The organism is Novosphingobium sp. AAP83 (assembly GCF_001295795.1).
Classification (GTDB): Bacteria; Pseudomonadota; Alphaproteobacteria; order Sphingomonadales; family Sphingomonadaceae; genus Novosphingobium.
On sequence record NZ_LJHY01000031.1, the window covers coordinates 22,928 to 42,324 of the forward strand.

Annotated in this window: 24 protein-coding genes; 7 read left to right on the forward strand and 17 right to left on the reverse strand. The window is 60.8% G+C overall.

The features are described 5' to 3' along the window. Nucleotides 1-231: 231 nt before the first annotated feature. Both IP81_RS15315 and IP81_RS15320 read right to left on the reverse strand, forming a co-directional pair. Nucleotides 232-690, reverse strand: a complete 459-nt coding sequence (locus IP81_RS15315; RefSeq protein ID WP_054108886.1) for a response regulator — start codon at nucleotides 688-690, stop codon at nucleotides 232-234. A gap of 85 nt (nucleotides 691-775) precedes the next feature. Next, nucleotides 776-1,933: a hypothetical protein gene (locus IP81_RS15320; RefSeq protein ID WP_054108927.1), complete on the reverse strand. Its 1,158-nt coding sequence runs from the start codon at nucleotides 1,931-1,933 to the stop codon at nucleotides 776-778. Between the two features lie 153 nt (nucleotides 1,934-2,086). On the opposite strand from IP81_RS15320, the gene IP81_RS15325 reads away from it, so the two are divergent. After that, complete coding sequence (locus tag IP81_RS15325) at nucleotides 2,087-3,181, forward strand: fatty acid desaturase (RefSeq protein ID WP_054108928.1); 1,095 nt, start codon at nucleotides 2,087-2,089, stop codon at nucleotides 3,179-3,181. Nucleotides 3,182-3,185: 4 nt separating this feature from the next. Here IP81_RS15325 and lptG read toward each other — a convergent pair whose 3' ends face one another. From lptG to flgB, 15 genes are all read right to left on the reverse strand, one after another. Continuing rightward, nucleotides 3,186-4,286, reverse strand: coding sequence for an LPS export ABC transporter permease LptG (lptG, locus tag IP81_RS15330; RefSeq protein ID WP_054108887.1), 1,101 nt, complete (start codon nucleotides 4,284-4,286; stop codon nucleotides 3,186-3,188). Then, nucleotides 4,276-5,520: an LPS export ABC transporter permease LptF gene (gene lptF, locus IP81_RS15335; RefSeq protein WP_054108888.1), complete on the reverse strand. Its 1,245-nt coding sequence runs from the start codon at nucleotides 5,518-5,520 to the stop codon at nucleotides 4,276-4,278. Before lptF ends, lptG begins: the two co-directional genes overlap by 11 nt. Before the next feature lie 429 nt (nucleotides 5,521-5,949). Next, nucleotides 5,950-6,789 carry a flagellar motor protein MotB gene (locus tag IP81_RS15340; RefSeq protein WP_054108889.1) on the reverse strand — a complete coding sequence of 280 codons (840 nt, stop codon included), beginning with the start codon at nucleotides 6,787-6,789 and terminating at the stop codon, nucleotides 5,950-5,952. 3 nt (nucleotides 6,790-6,792) lie between these two features. Beyond that, nucleotides 6,793-7,656 carry a flagellar motor stator protein MotA gene (gene motA / locus IP81_RS15345; protein WP_054108890.1) on the reverse strand — a complete coding sequence of 288 codons (864 nt, stop codon included), beginning with the start codon at nucleotides 7,654-7,656 and terminating at the stop codon, nucleotides 6,793-6,795. 31 nt (nucleotides 7,657-7,687) lie between these two features. Further along, nucleotides 7,688-8,608, reverse strand: coding sequence for a flagellar biosynthesis protein FlgL (locus tag IP81_RS15350; protein WP_054108891.1), 921 nt, complete (start codon nucleotides 8,606-8,608; stop codon nucleotides 7,688-7,690). A gap of 6 nt (nucleotides 8,609-8,614) precedes the next feature. Continuing rightward, entirely contained in the window at nucleotides 8,615-9,952 is a 1,338-nt protein-coding gene (gene flgK, locus IP81_RS15355) for a flagellar hook-associated protein FlgK (protein ID WP_054108892.1), read from the reverse strand. A gap of 3 nt (nucleotides 9,953-9,955) precedes the next feature. Beyond that, the gene (locus IP81_RS15360; RefSeq protein WP_054108893.1) at nucleotides 9,956-10,285 is read right to left on the reverse strand and encodes a hypothetical protein; all 330 of its coding nucleotides are present in this window, start codon (nucleotides 10,283-10,285) and stop codon (nucleotides 9,956-9,958) included. Continuing rightward, nucleotides 10,285-11,385 (reverse strand): flagellar basal body P-ring protein FlgI, encoded by a 1,101-nt coding sequence (locus IP81_RS20495; RefSeq protein WP_369800765.1) that lies wholly within the window; start codon nucleotides 11,383-11,385, stop codon nucleotides 10,285-10,287. The genes IP81_RS15360 and IP81_RS20495 overlap by 1 nt, the downstream gene beginning before the upstream one ends. A gap of 12 nt (nucleotides 11,386-11,397) precedes the next feature. Then, entirely contained in the window at nucleotides 11,398-12,141 is a 744-nt protein-coding gene (locus tag IP81_RS20500) for a flagellar basal body L-ring protein FlgH (protein ID WP_054108895.1), read from the reverse strand. Nucleotides 12,142-12,146: 5 nt separating this feature from the next. Further along, nucleotides 12,147-12,935, reverse strand: coding sequence for a flagellar basal-body rod protein FlgG (flgG, locus tag IP81_RS15375; protein ID WP_054108896.1), 789 nt, complete (start codon nucleotides 12,933-12,935; stop codon nucleotides 12,147-12,149). A gap of 20 nt (nucleotides 12,936-12,955) precedes the next feature. Then, on the reverse strand, nucleotides 12,956-13,696 hold the full coding sequence (locus IP81_RS15380; protein WP_054108897.1) for a flagellar basal body rod protein FlgF: 741 nt from the start codon (nucleotides 13,694-13,696) through the stop codon (nucleotides 12,956-12,958). Between the two features lie 39 nt (nucleotides 13,697-13,735). Then, entirely contained in the window at nucleotides 13,736-14,563 is an 828-nt protein-coding gene (locus tag IP81_RS15385) for a flagellar hook-basal body complex protein (RefSeq protein ID WP_054108898.1), read from the reverse strand. A gap of 24 nt (nucleotides 14,564-14,587) precedes the next feature. After that, entirely contained in the window at nucleotides 14,588-14,929 is a 342-nt protein-coding gene (locus IP81_RS15390) for a flagellar hook assembly protein FlgD (protein WP_082356217.1), read from the reverse strand. Further along, nucleotides 14,929-15,339 (reverse strand): flagellar basal body rod protein FlgC, encoded by a 411-nt coding sequence (flgC, locus tag IP81_RS15395; protein WP_054108899.1) that lies wholly within the window; start codon nucleotides 15,337-15,339, stop codon nucleotides 14,929-14,931. Before flgC ends, IP81_RS15390 begins: the two co-directional genes overlap by 1 nt. A gap of 3 nt (nucleotides 15,340-15,342) precedes the next feature. Continuing rightward, a complete protein-coding gene (gene flgB / locus IP81_RS15400; RefSeq protein WP_054108929.1) occupies nucleotides 15,343-15,690 on the reverse strand; it encodes a flagellar basal body rod protein FlgB in 348 nt (115 codons plus the stop codon). 199 nt (nucleotides 15,691-15,889) lie between these two features. On the opposite strand from flgB, the gene IP81_RS15405 reads away from it, so the two are divergent. From IP81_RS15405 to IP81_RS15430, 6 genes are all read left to right on the forward strand, one after another. Further along, a complete protein-coding gene (locus IP81_RS15405; RefSeq protein ID WP_054108900.1) occupies nucleotides 15,890-16,567 on the forward strand; it encodes a MotA/TolQ/ExbB proton channel family protein in 678 nt (225 codons plus the stop codon). Beyond that, nucleotides 16,564-17,022, forward strand: coding sequence for a hypothetical protein (locus IP81_RS15410; protein ID WP_054108901.1), 459 nt, complete (start codon nucleotides 16,564-16,566; stop codon nucleotides 17,020-17,022). The genes IP81_RS15405 and IP81_RS15410 overlap by 4 nt, the downstream gene beginning before the upstream one ends. A gap of 44 nt (nucleotides 17,023-17,066) precedes the next feature. Further along, nucleotides 17,067-17,594, forward strand: coding sequence for a flagella basal body P-ring formation protein FlgA (locus IP81_RS15415; protein WP_082356218.1), 528 nt, complete (start codon nucleotides 17,067-17,069; stop codon nucleotides 17,592-17,594). Between the two features lie 108 nt (nucleotides 17,595-17,702). Beyond that, nucleotides 17,703-18,002 carry a flagellar biosynthesis anti-sigma factor FlgM gene (gene flgM, locus IP81_RS15420; RefSeq protein ID WP_082356219.1) on the forward strand — a complete coding sequence of 100 codons (300 nt, stop codon included), beginning with the start codon at nucleotides 17,703-17,705 and terminating at the stop codon, nucleotides 18,000-18,002. Further along, nucleotides 18,002-18,376 (forward strand): flagellar protein FlgN, encoded by a 375-nt coding sequence (locus tag IP81_RS15425; RefSeq protein ID WP_369800766.1) that lies wholly within the window; start codon nucleotides 18,002-18,004, stop codon nucleotides 18,374-18,376. The genes flgM and IP81_RS15425 overlap by 1 nt, the downstream gene beginning before the upstream one ends. A 69-nt stretch (nucleotides 18,377-18,445) precedes the next feature. Beyond that, nucleotides 18,446-19,348, forward strand: coding sequence for a lytic transglycosylase domain-containing protein (locus IP81_RS15430; protein WP_231626921.1), 903 nt, complete (start codon nucleotides 18,446-18,448; stop codon nucleotides 19,346-19,348). Nucleotides 19,349-19,397 lie beyond the last annotated feature (49 nt).

The following is a 19,397-nucleotide window of genomic DNA, read 5'->3' on the forward strand; positions in this document are numbered from 1 at the left end:
TTCTACATATATATCTGATATATAATGATAATAATTTTTCAAAAGTGTGGGAACCGCAAACCTTGATGGTCGTTTTCCCTATGTCACCACCGAGACCCCCCCTCCCGTCCAAACGGTGGTGATACGATCCCGAAAGGTCCTCGTCGGCAACGACGGGGACCTTTTTTGGCAGATCATACGCCCCGGCTGCACGCCTCTTTGGTGTGTGGCCGGGGTGGCTTTTTCCGGCGCTCAAACCCGATAGGAAAGGGCGCTGCGAATGCGCCCGAGCAGCCCTTCGGGTTTGTGGTGTTGGATCAGAGCAATCAATTCATCGGTATGGAAAGGTTTGGCCAGCACGTGGCCGAGCACGGCAGCCGTGGGCGGGATCGATCCGGGCGCTGCGGTCGTGAACACGACCAGTGGCCGCGCTCCACCCAGTTGCATCGCCAGCTCCGCCAAAGCCCAACCATCATCCCGATCGGCCAGGTGCACATCAAGCACCAGAACCGAAGGAACCTGGCGGCCCAGATGCTGCATCGCTTCTGCAATGCTGGCGCAAGTGATGACCGGATCGGCACCGGCCTCAAAAAGCGCTTCGGCAATATCGAGCGCAATCAGGCCGTCATCTTCCACCACCAACGCATGGCCGAGCGCTCTGCGCGTCGTACGCGCTACCGGCTTGGTCTGGCCATGGTCATCGCTGGTCAACGTGGTCTGTATTCCCGGGGGCTCTGTCGATCAAACGCGAAGCGGCCCCCACCGTTCCAAAGCAGAACGGTGGTCCCGGCCAAAATCAGAGCGGCTTGTCGTAGATCACGTAAGACTTGTTGACGGTGCTGTTGATGGCTTCGGCAATGGCATTCATTCCTTGGTTGTCTTCCAGAATCCAGCCGATCTCTCCGCGCTTTGCGTCATATTCGCGGATCGCGTTGCGGCGGATATACTCGATCATCATGAACGCCAGTTGGCTGGCCATGCGCGATGATTGCAGCCGTTTGCGCACACCCATCAACGGCACGCGCATCGTGTGTACCTTTGGCTTGCGCAACCACAGCAGCAGCTTGGCCCAGTTGAACGGAAACAGCTTGCCGCCCATGGGCTTGATCACTTCGTTCAGGTCGGGCAGCGTCATCATGAACGCCACCGGCTCGCCTTCATACTCGGCAATCATGATCAGGTCTTCGCGCACAATCGGCTTGAACTTCTTCCCCGCATATTTGATCTCGGCATCGCTGAACGGCACAAAGCCCCAGTTATCCGACCACGCATCGTTGAGAATATCGAGGATCAGCGCGGCTTCGGCATCGAACTTTGATTTGTCGACATTGCGGATGCGGATCTTTGCGTTCTTTTCGCCCGATTGGATGATGCGCTGGATCAGCGGCGGAAACTCGTTGAGGATGTCCAAATCATAGGTGTTGAGCGTCTTGGCGGTTTGATAGCCCAGCGCCTCGATATAGTGGCGATAGCGTTCGGGCTGGTGGCCCATCATCACCGTTGGTGCCTGATCGAAGCCCTTGATCAACTGGCCCGGCTCTTCCCAGATCGACATCGACAGCGGGGCTAAAACGCGGGTCATGCCTTTGGTGCGCAACCAATCCTCGGCACGGCCGATCAGGGCTTGCGCCACCGGTTCGTCCTCGGCTTCGAGCATGCCCCAATTGCCAGTGCCCGGGCCCATGCCTTGTGATGCATCCATGGCGATGGCCAGATGATCGATATGCGCCGAAATGCGCCCCACCACCGCGCCTGCGCGCCGTGCGAGGAACAACTGGACATCGGCATGGCCAAAGAACGGGTTCTTACCCGGCGTAATCAGCTCTTCAGCGTCCATCCGCAGCGGCGGCACCCAGCACGGTTCGGACGCATTGAGGCGATAAGCCAGATCGATAAAGGCCTTTCGGTCAGCCTTGCCGGAGACGGGAGTGATGATTACTTCACTAGGAGCCACGTTCTTGCCTTTGTTTGCGGGTAAGCGGGGTTTGGTCGGCGAACTGCGGTTCAATCCGGCCCATTGTCAAGCCACAGGACGCAAGTGGGAGCGTTCTTTGGCGCAATTGCCCGGCAATCGCCGGGTCAACAGGGTAAACTGGAACTGCAAGGCATGATCGCGACTGAAACTCTCACCGCCCCCCGCACTGCGGCCCCGGCGCAGCCCACGCTGCCAAAGGGACTTGCGGGTACGCCAGACGACAAAGAGATGCTGCGCGCCGCGGTTGAACTCACGCGCGATATCGCCACCGCACGGCCAGAGATCTACTGGCCTGACATGCTGCTTTCCGCCGCGCTTGGCTATGCCGCGCTGGTAGGGGCGATCCTGCTGGAAAATCCCGCGCTCGCAGTGCTTTCCGGTATTGTATCAGCGTTCGCCTTCTATCGCGCGCTGCTGTTCATCCATGAACTGACGCACATCCACAAGACCGCGCTTCCGGGCTTCCGCTTTGGCTGGAACCTGCTCATCGGCATACCGATGCTCATCCCGTCGCTGATGTATGAAGGCGTCCACACGCTCCACCACGCGCGCACCCGCTATGGCACGGCGGAAGACCCTGAATACCTGCCCCTTGCGCTGATGAAGCCGTGGTCGCTGCCGCTGTTCACGGTCACCGCGCTGCTCCTGCCGGTCGGACTCATTCTCCGGTTTGCCGTTCTGGTGCCGCTGGGCGTGATTATCCCACCCTTGCGCAAGCTGGTGTGGGAGCGCGCCTCTTCGCTATCGATCAACCCCGAATTCCGCCGCCGTCCGCCCGAAGGCGATTTCGCCAAGATGGTTTTCTGGCAGGAGCTTGGCGCATCGCTATGGGCGATTTCCCTGCTCGGGTGGAGCGCGACGCATTCATGGCGACCGCTGCTGATCGGGCTTGCGGTGGTTTCGCTCACCGCTTTGCTCAATCAGATCCGTACGCTCGTCGCGCATTTGTGGGAGAATGAGGGCGATGCGATGACCGTGACCGGGCAATACCTCGATTCGGTCAACGTCCCGCCGCCTGCGCTGATGGCACCGCTCTGGGCACCGGTGGGCTTGCGTTATCACGCGCTGCATCACTTGCTGCCGTCGATGCCCTACCATTCGCTGGATGAGGCGCACCGCCGCATCACCGCGCACCTTGGCGGTGTCTCGACTTATGAGAAATCGAATTACACAGGCTTGCTACCGCTGATCGGGCGTCTGGCGCGCAGCACTATGCTTGCGCGATGACCTGTTATTCCTCGGTACGGATCAACACCGTTTCGCCAATCAGGAAGAACAGCACGAACGGAGCCCAAGCGGCCAGAATTGGCGGGTAGGCTCCGAAATTGCCCATAGCCAGCGCCGCGTTATCAAACACGAAATAGGCAAAGCCCAAGCCCATCCCCATTGCTGCGCGCACAAACAGATGCCCTGATCGCGCCAGCCCGAACGCAGCAACCGCGCCCAGCAAGGGCATCAGCATCGCCGACAAGGGGCCGGATATCTTGTGCCACCATTTGCCCTCAAGCTCGGTCGTGCGGAAACCCGCCTCGCGGATCGCCGCGATGGAGCCGCTCAGCTCGGTCAGCGATTGCGCATCGGCATCCACTTTGGCGATCACCACTTGCACCGGCTCCACCGATTTGGCGAGAATCTGATCACTGGCAGACGCCGTTTTGCGCGCGCTTTGCACATCGAACATCATCGGCTGGTGGAATGTCCAGCCCGGATTGGCAAAGCTGGCGGTCTGCGCGGTGGCGATTTCGGTGACCATGCCGGTAGGATCGCGGCGATACCAGCTCACCCCCGTCATGCGCATCGCCTTGCCATCGCCGGACACGGTGCGCGCAAACAGGATGTTCGGCCCGTCTTGCAGCCAGACATTCGTCTTCACCGCTGATTCCTTGGGGATCGGGCCGTACTGCACGTTCTGCCACGCCTTCAGCGTCGCGCTGGACCGCGTAACAACGCGTTCGTTGAACGCAAACGTCACCACCGATGTCACGGCTGCCACCAGAAACAGCGGTGCCAGAACCTGATGCGCCGAAAGCCCGCCAGCCTTCATCGCAATCACTTCGCTGTTCTGGTTCAGCGTCATAAGCGTGATAATCGTGGCCAGCAGCACCGAATAAGGCAGAAACCGGCTGACAAGTTGCGGCGCGCGCAGCGAAACATAGGTCAGCAGTTCACCTTGCCCGTTGCCCGCCGCCGCCATCACTTTGCCGCTTTCGCTTAACAGATCCAGCATTTGCAGGATCAACACCAGCATCAGCAGCACTGCCACGATCCGCACGGCAAACATCTTACCGATATACATCGCCAGCGTGCGCGAGGGGAAGAATTCAAACTGCATGATGCGCCTCGCTGACCGTAGCCGCGACCGGTTCATCGCGCAGAGCTTTGCGCGCAAACAGCTTGCGCATTGACCGCGATATCTTGGCGAAACCTGTTTCCAGCGCGCCAATCGGCTGGCCGCCCGGCACATAGGCGATCCGCCAATACATCCACACGATCATCGCGGCAAACACCGCAAACGGCCCCCACAAGGCGAGTACCGGATCAACCCGCCCGAGCGCGGCCACGTCCTGCCCGTATTGATTGACCTTGTGATAGGCCACAACCAGAATGATCGAGAGGAAAATGCCCAACGCTGAGGTTGATCGTTTTGGCGGCACCGCCAAGGCCACCGCCAGCAGCGGCAGCAAAAACATCATGACAACCTCGACCAACCGGTAATTCAGACTGGCCTGTGTCTGGTTGCGCAGTTCGGGAGAGCTGGTTTCGCTCCAGCCGATCCGCAGCAGTTCGGGCAGGAAGTATTCCTTGTCGGCATCGCCGCGCTGGCGGAATTGCTCGATCTTGGGCAGATCAATCGGCAGATCGTGGCTGGCAAAGCTGAGCACGCGAGGCGAGGCAATGGTCGGCCCGTCCTGCACGATCTGGCCATCGGTCAGCCGCAGGATCACCGTGTCGGGGCTTTCGCGGTTGGCAAAGAAGCGGCCTTCTCGTGCGGAAATCACCATCACCTGACCATTGCCGGTCTGTATGCGCGCAAAGATGCCGCGCAGATCACGCCCCTCATCGCGGCTGGCGTCTACACGCAGCGCAGTGCGGTCTTGCAGCGAATTGAATTCACCTACCCGGATCGATGCGCCCAAGGCCCCCGAACGCAGTTCAAACTGGAGCTGTTCGTAATAATAGCGTGACAGCGGCTGGAGATAGCTGACGATCAGCAGGTTGAGCGCGGCCAGCACAATCGCAAACATATAGGGCACGCGCAGCAGCCGGGTATAAGACAGCCCAACCGCGCGCATCACATCGAGTTCAGAGCTCATCGCCAGCTTGCGGAACGCAAACAGGATGCCCAGCAACAGCCCCAGCGGGATCGCAAGGCTGGCATATTCGGGCAGAAGGTTTGCCAGCATCTTGAACACGACGCTTACCGGTCCGCCTTGTGTCGCCACAAAATCGAACAGCTTGAGCATCTTGTCGAGCACGAGCAGCGATGCGGCCAGCACAAACACCGACAGCATCGGCACGAAAACGAGCCGGGCAATATAACGATCAGTGGCGGTAAACAGTTTCACGGTGGAGCGCGTTCAACCAGAGTGCGAAGATCGAAATGGGTTCCGCGCCGGTCCTGCCACGATGGGCATGAACGACACATGATGCCCGACTAGCCGCATCATCCGGTTCGGGGAAGGGAAAAGCGCCCCGACCCCGGTTTGCGGTGCAATCGCGGTGGTTTGGCGGTAGGGGGCAGGGCAGTCATTGGGATATAGAAGCGGGAATTGGGCACAAACCGCTGTCCTACATGCAACGACCCTTCTAAAGTTTATGCCGCTCTTTGAACCGGTAAAACCATCGGCATAGCCCGGCCCCGAAAGGTTCGCTCCCCCGGCCTCCTGAGCTTTTCCTCAGGACAGTGTAAACTGTGTAAACTTGTTCAGGTTAAATGCCGTGAACCTGAACAAATCCGCTGCTAACAGAGCAGGAAGACGCGGGGCGATGCCTCCTCACCCCGTCATCAAAATTGACATGCGCCGGTTGCGCGGGTCTGCCGGGTCATTTTGGATCAGCGGTTCGCGGTCGGCCACGCCTTCGATGCGGCGGAAGCGGCTTTCGGCGATGCCTTGGCGCATCAGTGCCTGCCGTGTGGATTCGGCGCGGCCTGCCGAAAGCGACCAGTTGTTGGCCACGCCCGATTTCCACGGCAGCGAGTCTGTATGGCCGCGCACGGTGAACTGGCCAGCGCCGGGTGCCACGACTTGCCCCACCGCGCGCAGCAATTCTGCCGCATCGGGTGTCAGCACTGTGGTGCCCAGCCGGAACATCGAAAATTCGGCGTCGTCCACCAGATCGATGCGGATGCCTTCGCTGGTTTCGATCATGCGCACTTGCCGCGCCAGCTTCTTCAGCTTTTCCGAAGCCGCCAGCTTTTGCGCCAACTTCTCTTTCATCACTTGTGTGCGCTTGACCTTGCTGCCGCCTTCCTTCGCGCCGCCGGTGGCATCGCGCGGGATGGTGATCGTCTTGTTACCGGTCTGGCCTGCGCGGTGCGCGTAATCATCCGCATCGGTCAGCGATGATCCGCCCAGCACGCCATAACCGCCCGCGCTGCCTTGCCGCATTTTCACGAGGGTTGGCGTAAAGTAGTCGGCAATGCCTTTGCGTTGCTTTTCGGTGGTTGCACCCAGCAGCCACATCAGCAGGAAGAACGCCATCATCGCGGTCACAAAGTCGGCATAGGCCACTTTCCATGCGCCGCCGTGATGGCCCGCGGCCACCATCGTGATCTTCTTGACGATGATCGGGCGCGGTGGCTCGTTCTTGCCTTTGGTGGGGGACTTGGCCATCGCTTAGCGCCCACGCAGCGCGTCGAGCAGTTCCGACAGGCCGGGGCGGAATGAATGGCCAAGGCCAGAGCGCGCGCTTTCCACCACCAGCGGCTGCGGCCAGCCGTGCAGGCTGGCGATGATCACTTGCTTCACCGCCTGGAAAATCATCTCGTCCTGATCGAGCACTTGTTTCAGGCGGCCCGCGATGGGCGCAACGATGCCATAAGCCAGCAAAATGCCGAGAAACGTGCCGACCAGCGCCGAGCCGATCATTCCGCCAAGGATCGCTGGCGGCTTGTCGATCGAACCCATGGTTTTCACAACGCCCAGAACGGCGGCCACAATCCCGAGCGCGGGAAGCGCATCGGCCAAGCCTTGGATTGCGTGCTGCGCTTCGCTTTCCTCGTGGAAATGCGTTTTCATCGCGTGATCCATCACGTCTTCCACCGCATGCACTTCCAGCGTGCCCGAGGACACCACGATCAACGTAAGCGTATCGCAGATCAACGAGACCAGCGCCTTATTGCCCAGCAAACGGGGATATTCGGCAAAGATCGGCGAGTTTTTGGGATCGGTCACATGGCTTTCCAGCGCCACCGGACCATCACTGCGCAGGATCTTCATCAGCTTCGTGCACAGCACGATGGCATCAACGTGGTCCTGCTTATTGTGCTTGGGGCCTTTGAAGGTCTTTCCAAAGCCGCCGCCGATGCCCTTCAATTCGTGCATAGAATTGCCGGTGACAAGCGCGCCCACGGCAGCGCCGCCAATGATCAGCATTTCATGGGGCAGCGCGTGCAGCACTGGCCCCAGATCGCCGCCAGTGATCGCAAAACCGCCAAACACCATGGCAAGGAGAATGACGAGGCCGATGATCACGAACATGCAAGTTTATCCCGGTCTGGCGGTGTATGGTTCAGCGCAGCTGATCGAACAGCGAAAGGTTGGCGAGCTTCGAGAAGCTCGCTTGGCTGGCTTCCAGCACCAGCATCGTGTTTTGCAGCCGCGCGATGGATTCGGTCAGGTCGTTTCCGCCCACTTCGGTCTGTTCTTGCGTCCGCAATTCGGAAAGCGAGATACGCCGCTCAGTGTTAAGATCGATCCAATTGAGGCGTGAGCCAACTACGGTCTGCGCGGTAGTGATTGATTCAAGACCATCGCGCAGCAAGCCCAGTGCGGTATTGGCAGCGCTGGCACCGCCCGTGCCCGATGCCAGCGCATCGGCCAGATCTTTGGTCACGGCCAGCAGATCACGCGGGGCACCGCCTGATGTAAACTCAAGGAATTCAGGCCCGGTCACCCCGCGCGCGACGGTTTGCCCATCACCAAGGGAGACGGTGCCCGCCGTCAGCGTGCCATCGTATTGCGCAACGCCTGAGGCGTTGACGGAATAGGCATCGCCCGAACTTTCCCCGCCAAACAATGCGCGGCCTGCGCCATCGCGGGTATTGGCCAAAGACACCAGATTTTCCTGGATTTGCGCTACTTCCTGCCCGATCCCGCGGCGCTGACTGTCACTAATCGTGGCCGATGCGGCCTGTGTTGCCAGCTCTTGCAAGCGTATGACGAAATTGGCGAACTGGGTCAGCGCACCGTCGGTCAATGTCAAATCGGATGTGGCGCGGTTGGCGGCGGCACTATCGATCTGGTCAACCGCTTCGGCTCTGGCCAATTGGCGCAGGCGTGATGCGGCCACCGGATCATCGGACGAACGCTGCAAGCGCTGCCCGCTCGACATCTCGGCCTGGGTCTCTTCGGCCTGCTTGCGCAAGGCGGTGAGATCCATCAGCGAGCGTTCGTAAAAGGCGCTGGTCGATGTGCCGTAGATCGTGCTCATGGCGGTTTACCCAATTCCCAAGAGGGTGTCGAAAATGTCCGAGGCGACTTGCATCACTTTGCCCGAAGCCTGAAATGCCTGCTGGTAGCGCACCAGATTGACCGCTTCGGCATCGAGATCGACGCCGGATTGCGCTGAAAGCGCCACTTTTGCGGTATCGGCAATGGTCTGCAATGCCCCCAGCGTTACGTTGCGTCCGGCCAATGTGCCCGAGATGTCGAACAGGATCTGGTCCATCCCGTCGGCAGGATTGAGCGTGCCGATGGCGTTGCGGATGGCCGTCAGATTGCCGGCATTGCGGCTGCCGATAGGATCGTTCAGCGGCGCGGTGGCCAGTTTGCGCACATCGGAAACCGCAAGCGTCATCGTTGCGGCGTTGGTGCCTGAAAAGATGTCGGTGCCCGGATTGCCGTCCAGATCGTCGCCTGTTGCTTGCGCGGCGTTGAACGTGGTCACGATATCTTCGGCCAGCCCGTCAACATCCAGCTTCAATTGCGCCAGCTTGCCCAGCGCCAGTTGCTGCCCGGCCAACGACCCGCCTGAAAGTGTTACGGCATTGCCGCCCACATCAAAGCTCACCGTGCCATCGGCGGCGGTTGTCATGGCTACTGCCACAGCGTTGCCGCCGGTTACCAGATCGCGTCCGGTTGTGCCGCCAAGCTTTACCGCCACGGTGCCATCGATGGCAAACGTCGTGCCGATATTGCCGAACTGGCTTAACTGGTTGAGCAACTTGTCGCGCTGGTCGAGCAGCGAGGTCTTGTCGCTGCTGGCATCCGAAGCGCGGGAAAGCCGCGTGTTGGTGCGCGCCAATTCCCCGGCGATACGATTGACTTGCGTCACCCCGTCGCTGGCAAGGAATTGCAGACCTTCGCCTGCCGCTGTCAATTCCTGCGCGGCAATCTGGAAAGTGCCCACCATCGTGCGCGCTTTTTCGATGACCGATGCGCGCAGCGATGTATCAACCGGGTCTTGCGTCAGTTGCTGAAGCGAGGATTCAAAGCCGACGATGGCGCTATAAACGCCAGATTGTTCGATGGCCGATTCAATGTTGGACAGGCCTGCGGCTTCTGCCGTGCCGCGTGCCACATCGGATCCGGTTCGGCGCACTTCGGCTTGCCGGAACGCATCGGCATTGCGGGTGATGGAATCAAGCCGCACGCCTGAAAGCGATAAGTCGCCGATGCGATAGGCACCGCCAGTGGAAGCCACTTCCGCCATCTGGGCAGAGCGCCTGACATAGCCTTCGGTCGAGGCGTTGGCGATGTTCTGCGCCGTAACATCCAGCCCGATACGGGCGGCCAGCGCGCCACTGCGGGCGATGGAGAGGAGGTCAGACGCCATGGCTTACTTGCCCCCTTCCGCTGTCGCAGCTTTTGCGCCCGCTTCCGGCGGAAGCAGCGCGGCAAGGTGGTTCTCGATCTGCTTGGCAAGGCCCAGCATGCCGGTGTTCGATGCGATTTCGGCAAAGCGATCATCGCGCATCTGCACGAATGTCTGGTCCATCTGGCCAAACAGGCCATCACTGTCGAGGCTGGCAGCACGCGCGCTGGCCAACATCTGCCGCAGAAAAATCGCTTCGAACTGCTTGGCAGCGCCTGCCAGCTTCTCGCGCTCGGAGGCGACCTTGGGGCCAAGGCTCAGACCGGTGGCGGCTGTGGTGGGGGAGATCTCCATCAGATCACCACCATTTCAGCTTTGAGCGCGCCAGCTTGTTTGAGCGCCTCAAGGATCGCAACAAGATCTGATGGACTTGTGCCCAACTTGTTCAGCGCATCGACCAGCGAGGACAGCGAAGCGCCGGGCTTGAACAAGGTAACCTTGTTGCCCTCTTCGGCCACATCGATCTGGCTGGCGGGCGTCACTGCCGTTTGACCACGGCCAAGCGCATTGGGCTGTGAAACCTGGCTCTTTTCATCGATTTTGACCACCAGCCTGCCATGACTGATCGCAGCTGGGGACAAACGAACCGCGTTGTTGATTACCACAGTGCCCGTACGGCTGTTGATAATAACGCGCGCTGCGGTTTCGGCAGGCGTGATGTCCAGCATCTCGATTGATGCCATCGCCGTCGCGCGCGAATCTGCGCCCGCAGGCAAGCGCAAGGCCAGCGTGATGCCGTCTTCGATGGTGGCCGATTGCGGGAAACGCGCGTTGATCGCATCGCGCACGCGCTGTGCGGTCAGGAAATCGGCTTCGAACAGGTTCCAGCGCAACACTTCGCCGCTATCAAAGCCGGAGGACACCGCACGTTCGACGGAGGCCCCTTCGGCGATGCGGCCAACAGTTGGCACGTTGACGGTCAGCTGCGAACCATCGCGTGCGGTAATGCCGAGGCCGCCAACGGCAAGGTTGCCCTGCGCCATCGCGTAAATCTGGCCATCTGCACCATAAAGTGGGGCCATAATCAAAGCTCCGCCGCGCAAGGACTTCGCTCTGCCAATGGTTGATACCGTTACATCAATACGTTGGCCGGGTTTGGCAAAGGCGGGCAGGTCTGCTGTAATCATGACCGCCGCTGCGTTCTTTAAGGGCGGGGAGATACCGGGGGGCAATTGCATGCCCAGCCGCCCGGCGGTGCCGCGCATGGCCTGCGTCAGATATTCAAGGTTGTCATCGCCCGTGCCTGCAAGCCCGACGACGATTCCATAGCCTGTCAATTGGTTGGCGCGCACGCCTTGGAACTCGCCCAGATCGCGCACGCGTTCGGCCATGGCGGGCGCTGGCAAGAGCGCCGCAAAGCTGATGAGCAGGGACAGAATGAAGCGGACCAGCATATTCATAAGGCCTTAGAAGGGCGAAACTGCATTGAAGAACTTGCTTAACCAGCCTTCGCGGCTTGCGCGTCCGACCGAGCCATTCCCGGTGTATTCAACGCGCGCATCCGCGATCTGGGTGGAAAGAATGCGGTTTTCCTGATCGATATCGCCAAGGCGCACGATCCCTGAAAATTGTACCCATTCCTGCCCTTGGCTTAGCATCATGCGCTTCTCCCCGCGGACAAGCGCGGTGCCGTTGCCCCGCACTTCTGCGATGGTCACAGCCACGTCCCCTGCGAGCGTGCTCGTTTGCAAGGCGTTGCCCTGACCATTGAACGACGATCCGCCTGATGCATTAAGGGCATTGGGGTTGAGAAACGACAGTGGCCCCGCCGAGGGGGGGGTGACCGCGAACTGGCCTTGCTTTTGCGTACGGGCCACAGCGGTCTTGGCAGAGGTCAGGTTTTCGATCAGCACGACCGTCACCAGATCGCCAACTTGATGCGCGCGCCTGCCTTCGACAAAGCCGGTGTAGCCGGTGCTCGCGTTGAAGATTGATCCGGCGGTGGGCGGTTGCGGCTGCGCCGTCGCAGGGTTTTGCGGCAACGTCGGTTCGAAACCGGGCTTGGGCCGCGCGGCGTTTGCCGGATCGGTCAGGAATACGACAGCAGCAGTGGCCAGCGTTCCTATAACCATCGCGCGCAGAGCGCTTTTGCGGCGGCGGGGGGGCAACGATGCATAGCCCGAGAAATGGTGCTCGAAGGGGGTGTTCATGTCTATCACAGCGTTTGGTTGGCGTTCTGGAGCATTTCATCGACGGCCGAGATCATCTTGGAATTGATCTCATAAGCGCGCTGCGCCTCGATCATGTCGACGAGCTCTTCCACGACATTGACGTTCGAGGCTTCAAGATAGCCTTGCTGGATGCGGCCCCGGCCCAGCTCTCCGGGAATGCCGACTTGCGCCGCGCCCGAGGCTGCGGTTTCCTGCAAGAAGTTGTCGCCCATTGAACGCAAGCCGCCGGGATTGGCGAAGCTGGCAATGGTGATCTGGCCCAGTTCGGCAGGTTCTGCCTGTCCTGCAACGGTTGCCGAAACGATGCCATCAGGCGAAATCGTGATCGCACTTGCCCCTTCAGGGATCGCGATGGCGGGGTTCAGCGCATAGCCTTGCGCGGTCACCAGCACACCTTCGGCTGAGCGGCTGAAGTTGCCTGCACGGGTATAGGCAAGCACGCCGCCGGGCATGGTGACTTGGAAATAGCCATCGCCGTCCAGCGCCATGTCCAGCGCATTGCCGGTTGTTTGCAGTGTGCCTTGCGTATCGATCCGCGTAGTCGCCTGAAGCGCAACGCCGGTGCCAAGGTTCAGGCCGGTGGCATAAGCCGTCTCGTTCGAGGACTGCTGGCCTGCAACGCGGGCGTCCTGATAGGCCAGGGTGGCAAAGTTGGCGCGGTCGCGTTTGAATCCGGTCGTGCCGATATTGGCAAGGTTGTTGGCGATCACGCGCATCCGCGTGTCTTGCGCCTCAAGCCCAGTGCGGGCGACGTGCAGGGCGGAACTTGGCATGGGGTTTTACCTTTCTGAAATCACGAAATGCGCATCAGGGCAGAGCTGGATTCATCCACCTCGCGCGCCTGGCTGACGACTTTGGTGCGGATATCGAACAGGCGCTGCGCCTCGACCATTTCGACAAGGATGCGCGTGGGATCGACGTTGGACTGTTCCAGACTGCCGACCATCAGCTTGGCCTCTTCGTCTTGCGGCAACACGCCGCCACCGGTGACACGGAACAGGCCGTCCAGCCCCTTGTCGATGGCGGTTCCTGTCGTTGAAGCGATCTTGATCCGCCCTACATTCTGCGGCGGCTGATCCGGCGCTTCGGGGTTTGCAACATTCACCCCGCCATCGGGCGAGATCGTGACCTTCGATCCTAAAGGCACGGTGATCGGTCCACCTTCGCCGATGATGGGGCGGTTGTCCCCGTTTTGCAGCACGCCGCCTGCGCTGATCGAAAGATCGCCGCGCCGGGTATAGGCTTCGGTTCCATCGTCGGCCTGTACCGAAAGCATGGTGTCGCCGGTTAGCGCCACGTCCATCGGCTTGCCCGTTTCGATCAACGAACCTTGCGCCATCGAAGAGCCGCGCACTTCGCCATCGGTCATCGCGCGTGCTTCAAGGCTGGGGCCTTTCAGCGTCATCGGCGTGGTCGTCAGCATCTCGGCGCGAAAGCCGATGGTCTGGGCGTTGGCCATGTTGCTGGCGATCACGCGCTGGCGCACGGTCGATCCGGTCATCCCGGAATAGGCGGTGTAGATCAGGCGGTCCATCGGGCGGCTTTCAAGCTAAAGGATTGAACAGTAAGAGAATTAGCTCTGGAGCTGGATCACGGTCTGCGAAATCTGGGTGGCCGTATCGATCGCCTTGGCGTTCGCCTGGAAATTGCGCTGGGCGGTAATCAGGCTCACCAGTTCCTCGGCGATGTCCACGTTGGAACGCTCCAGCGCACCCGACAGCAGCGAGCCGTATTGACCGGTGCTGGGCTGGCCATAAGTTGCCGCGCCTGAAATTCCCGATGCCACCCAGTTGGACGAACCCACTTGCTTCAGGCCCTGCGGCGCGATGAAGCTGGCCAACGCTACTTTGCCGATGATCAGGTTTGATCCGTCAGCATATGATGCAACTACCGCGCCATCATCGGCAACAGTAATGCCTGCAAAATCAATAGGATTACCGTTGGCATCAACGCCATTGCTGGCTGGAATTAGTGCGTCGACGGGCGTCTGCGACGTGATGACACCCGCAGTCGTTGTCGGGAACACTTGCAGCCGGTTGTTCGAGCCATCGCTGATGAAACCCGAGCCATCTACGGTCATGCTGCCGTTGCGGGTATAGAGCGTTTCTTGGGTTACCACATTCTTGGTGGTGAAAAACCCGTCGCCGTTGATCGCCAGATCCAGGGCTGATCCGGTTTGCTCGATGGGGCCGAGCGCAAAATTTTGGCTAATCGATTCAACCGCTGCGCCAATGCCCACGACCAGCTTCGGGTTCGTAAACGCGCTACCCACCACAATATCGGCAAACTCGGTCCGGCTCTTCTTGAAGCCCGTTGTTTCAGCATTGGCGATGTTGTGGCTGATTACGCCAAGATCGGTCTGCGCGTTCTTGAGGCCGTTGAGCGAGGTGTAAAAGGACATGTGGGTCTCCTGCGGGAAAGGTGGTCAAACGGTGGCGGATGGGGGCGTCTGGGTGGACGCAAGCTTGGCGATCGTGCTGTTCAGCGTGTCGAGCTTGGCCGAAATCTGCGCGAGGGTGTCGTTCTGACCGGTGATGGTCTGAAGCGATTCCTTCATTTCGTTGGTGTTGGACAAGTTGGAAAACTGGGCCAGTTGCGCCAGCATCAGCGTGTTATCCACCGGCTCTGTCGGGTCCTGATTGTTCAACTGCGTGGTCAGCAGCTTGATGAAATCTTCGGCGCCCAAATCGCCCCAGCCTTTGGCCGTGGTGGTGTTGGATTTGGAGCCGGTGACACCGGAGGTGGAGGTTACAGAAGCGACTGACATTATTTCATCCTCATCGTTTCGAGCATGAGCTGCTTTGCGGTTTGCATCGCCTCGACCACGTTCTGGTATTGGCGCGAGCTTTCGAGCATCTCGACCATCTCGGCGTTCTCATCGACCGGGGCGGTCCAGACATCGCCATTGGCATCGGCCAGCGGGTGGCCGGGATCGTGCTGGCGAATGGGGGTGGCATCTGAACGCTTGACGCCTGCGACGCGCACCGTCGAAAGGCCGTTGGCCTGATCGAGCTGTTCGGCAAAAACCGGGCGCAGCGGGCGATAGGCCTCGGCCTCGCTTGTGGTGACAGTGCCGGCGTTGGCAAGGTTCGATGCCGCTGCGTTCATGCGCACCAATTGGGCCGACATGGCCCGACCGGTGACTTGGAACAGATTGAGCGGTGCATTGTTTGGCATGGCTTATTCGCCCTTTATTGCGCGGGTGATTGTCTCGACCCGGCCACGCAGGAAGTTGAGTGTGGCCGAATAGCCCACCGCGTTTTCGGCAAAGGCTGTCTGTTCGGTCGCCATCTCCACGGTGTTGCCATCAAGGCTGGGCATCACCGGTATGCGATAGCGTGTGGCCGCGGTCATCGCCTGATCCGCACTGGCACCATTGGTGCGGGCTTTCAGGGCTGTGGCAAAATCGATGTCCTTGGCTTTGAAACCCGGGGTTGCCGCGTTCGCTATGTTGGACGTCAGCAGGCCCATGCGCTGCGAGCGCAGTTCCAGTGCCTTTCCGTGAATGCCGAATAAGGACTCAGACATCGTATCGTACCTTGGGTCTTGCCAGAGGGAGTAATGCCGGTGTTCCAGCAAGCCCTGTGCCAAACGCGCAAATGCGGGGCCGGGCGCGGCGCGGGCGGGCACAAGCGGCAAAGCATTGCCGGATGGCGGCAAATTGCAGGCAAGGGGCTGAATTTTGCCTGCCGCCTGCCGTTCTTTGCCTTGAGGAGACCCCCGGTCCATGCAACTTCCGCTGCTGATTGACGGCATCTCGGCCACTATTGTGCTGGGCGGGACCGCGCTTGCCACCGTGCTGCGCGCAGGCTGGCACGAACTGGCTGTGACCGGGCAGGCCTTGGGCGGGCTGTGGCATCCGCGCTTTACCGCAGAACAGGCCAAGGCCGATCTTGCGCCGCAGGTGACCGCCATCGTCCGTGACGGGGTGCTGCGGGTTACGCCGCGCAGCACCGGAGACCGGGAATTTGACGAGGGCACCGAGGCGCTGATCCGCGAGCGTTCGCTTGATCCGCTGATCGCCCGCCATCACACTTTTCGCCGCCAACGCATGGCAACGGCCAATACGGCCGTGCGCACATTGGCGCAGGCGGCTGAGCTGGGGCCGGTGTTCGGCATGGTCGGCACGCTGGTATCGCTTAGCCAATTGCCCACAGGCGGGCTGGATAGCAGCGCGCTGAATGGCGCGATCTCTACTGCCGTGATGACCACGCTTTACGGGCTGCTGCTGGCCAATCTGGTGCTTGCCCCGCTGGCGCGCATGGTGGAACGCCACGCGCAGGCAGAGGAGAACGCACGGCAGGACGTGATTGATTGGCTGACTGCGCAGCTTGAATCCGCTGTTCCGCCTCGCGTCCAGCCTTTGCGCCCGCAGGTGGTCCCGCGCGAGAGACAGCACGTATGATCGTGCGTGCGGGCACCGGCTGGCAATATGCGCTGGCCGATCTATCGCTGATCCTGTTTCTGGTGACCGCCTCGGCGCTCGCCCAGACCAATAGCGCGCCCAAAGCGCCGCCGCCGCCAGTCCCTCCAGCCCCCATTGCCGCGGCGTTCACGTCCGAGCCGGTGGCCGTGTGGAGCGCGGGCGAAGGCGCGCCACCGCTGGCGCAATGGCTGGCGCAAGTGGCGGCTGACCCCCGTTTGGAAGTGCAGATTATCGTGCGCTTTGCCGACAAGAAGCGCGATGCAGCCGTGGCGCAAGCTGTCCAGCTTGTTGCAGAAGGTGGGCCAAGGGCCAGCGGGGCGCGTATTCTGGTGGAACCGGGTGATCGTGCCGGTGCCAGCGTATCGCTGACTTATGCGAGCGAGGGGTTCACACCGCCCGCAACCGCCGTGGTTACAGCGGCTTTGGCACGATGATTGCGATGATGGCTGCATTCTGAAGCTATTGCCGGACACGCCCCATGAAGATTTCCCTCCGCATCGCCACTGCTGCCGCAACAGCGCTGGCTGCTTTTACGCAAGTGCCAACGGCAGCGGCACAGGCCAGAGGTTTCCACGATCTGGTAGCGATAGATGCCGCAATTGCCGCGTTTACCGGCGCGGGCATTGGCGTGCCGGGAGGCGCAAACTTGCCTGTAGACCGCCGGATGCGGCTGGCCCAGTGCTATTCCCCGCTGGCGCTTTCATGGTACGGCAACCGGCAAGACAACGTGCTGGTGCAGTGCCCGGATGTGGGTGGCTGGCGGCTGTTTGTTGCCGTTTCCGGCAATGGGCGGCAAGGCGCTGCCCCGATGGCCCCACTGGCTGTTGCACGCGGCGAGGCAATTACCATCGCGGTTGCAGGCGAGGGCTTTTCGGTGACCCAATCGGGCGAAGCGATGGAGGCAGGCGCAGTGGGCGCGTGGATTCGCGTGCGTACCAGCGCCAAAGCCACGCCGATCCGCGCACAAGTGTCGCGGCCCGGACTGGTCATCGTGCCGGTGGAATGATGCGGTTGCCGGATAAATTTCACAAACCGGCAAAATTTTTCCGCATGGCCCCTTAAAGCTTCCTTTAGATCGCCGTTCTTGGATGCATGAAACGCTAGGAGCGTCACCATGTCATCTATTGAAATCGGTGCACCGCGTCCGGTTGGGCCGGTGCAAGTCAAAACTGCCACCACTGCCAAAGCGGCTCCTGCTGTCGTTGCTTCGGAAGCGACTTCTGTTGCCGATGCCGGACCTGCTGCCAATGTCCAGCGTTCGTCAGCGCTTGATGCCGGCGCTGCTGCACCTGTCGATATCGAGCGGGTGAAAGACATTCGCCAGGCCATCGAAAAGGGCAACTACCCGCTGGTCCCGGCGCGTATCGCCGATGCCATGATTGCTGCCGGAATGCTGTTGAGGACTGCCTCCTGATGACCAACACCACCACAGCCCGCCCTGTCACCGGCACAAGCGCAGAAGTGACCTCGCCCTTGCGCGATACGCTTCGGCAGATGCTTGCCGTGCTGCAGGAAGAACGGCACGCGCTTGCCGGACTGGACCTTGATCTGATCATGGGCTGCGCTTCAAGCAAGGCAGAGCTGTGCGGCACTTTGGCCGATGTCGGCGATGCGCTGGTGGACGAGGAATGCCGTGCGCTGCTGGACTCTGCGCGCCGCCTGAACGAGGCCAATCGCCGGGTGCGCAACCTGATTGCCGCCAATGTTTCGGCGCGGCTTGATGCGCTTACCGGCAGCACGCCGCTCTATCGTGCAGGCGCGCAAGTTCACCGCTTGCGCAGCGCCTGAGCCATTTGGCACGGCCTTTGCTGAACACCTTCCGTGATGCCGCTGTGATGCGGACGGAAGGGACAAGGCGTGAGTTCATACGATCCGACGAGAATGCCAAGTGCCCCGACCACGCCGAGTGATTCCGGGGCCAACGTGCGTTCGGCCATTGCCGGTGCTGCACAGGCGACAGGCGTCGACTTCGGCTTTCTGATGGCGCAAGCCAAGCTTGAATCGAGCCTTGATCCCACCGCCCGCGCGCGCACATCCAGCGCGAGCGGGCTTTACCAATTTACCGGCGAAACATGGCTGCGCACGCTCGACAAACACGGCGCCAGTCACGGCCTTGGCTGGGCGAGCGAGCTGATCCAGGGCGGATCGGTTAGTGATCCGGCGGCCAAAGCGCAATTGCTGGCGATGCGGTTCGATCCGCAAGTCGCCTCGCTAATGGCGGGCGAACTGGCCAATGATAACAGTGAATATCTGACCGCCACGCTGGGCCGCAAACCCGATCATGCCGAGCTTTATCTGGCGCATTTCTTTGGTGCGGAGGGTGCGTCCAAGTTTCTGACTGCGCTCAATCGCAACCCTGCCCAAAGCGCCGCCGAGATACTGCCAGCGGCGGCCGCAGCCAACCGTTCCACCTTTTATGGTGCAAGGGGCGTTGCCCGGTCTGTCAACGAAGTGATGGGCTTGATCCGCAAGCGCATGGCCGGGGCGTCCGGGGACTCCGGAGCCGATGAGGCACTGCAATGGGCGGCATCGATAGGCATTTCACCCGCCATGGCGCCAGCGCAGTTCAGCGGCGGCCCCATCGCGCGCGAATTCCAGGGCGCGGCGGCAAGTTCCGGCAATCCCCTAATTGCCGCTGCCTCGCCGCCTGCCGCATCAATGGCCGATACTTTGCGCCAGACCTTTTCGTTGAACGATGGCGGCTCGGCTCCGGCCCATGTCCGTCAGGCCTATGGCCGTCTTTCGGCATTGGGGCTGTAATCCGTGTTCAAACGCTTTGGCTCTCCCGCCGCTTTTGCCCTGCCGTCCG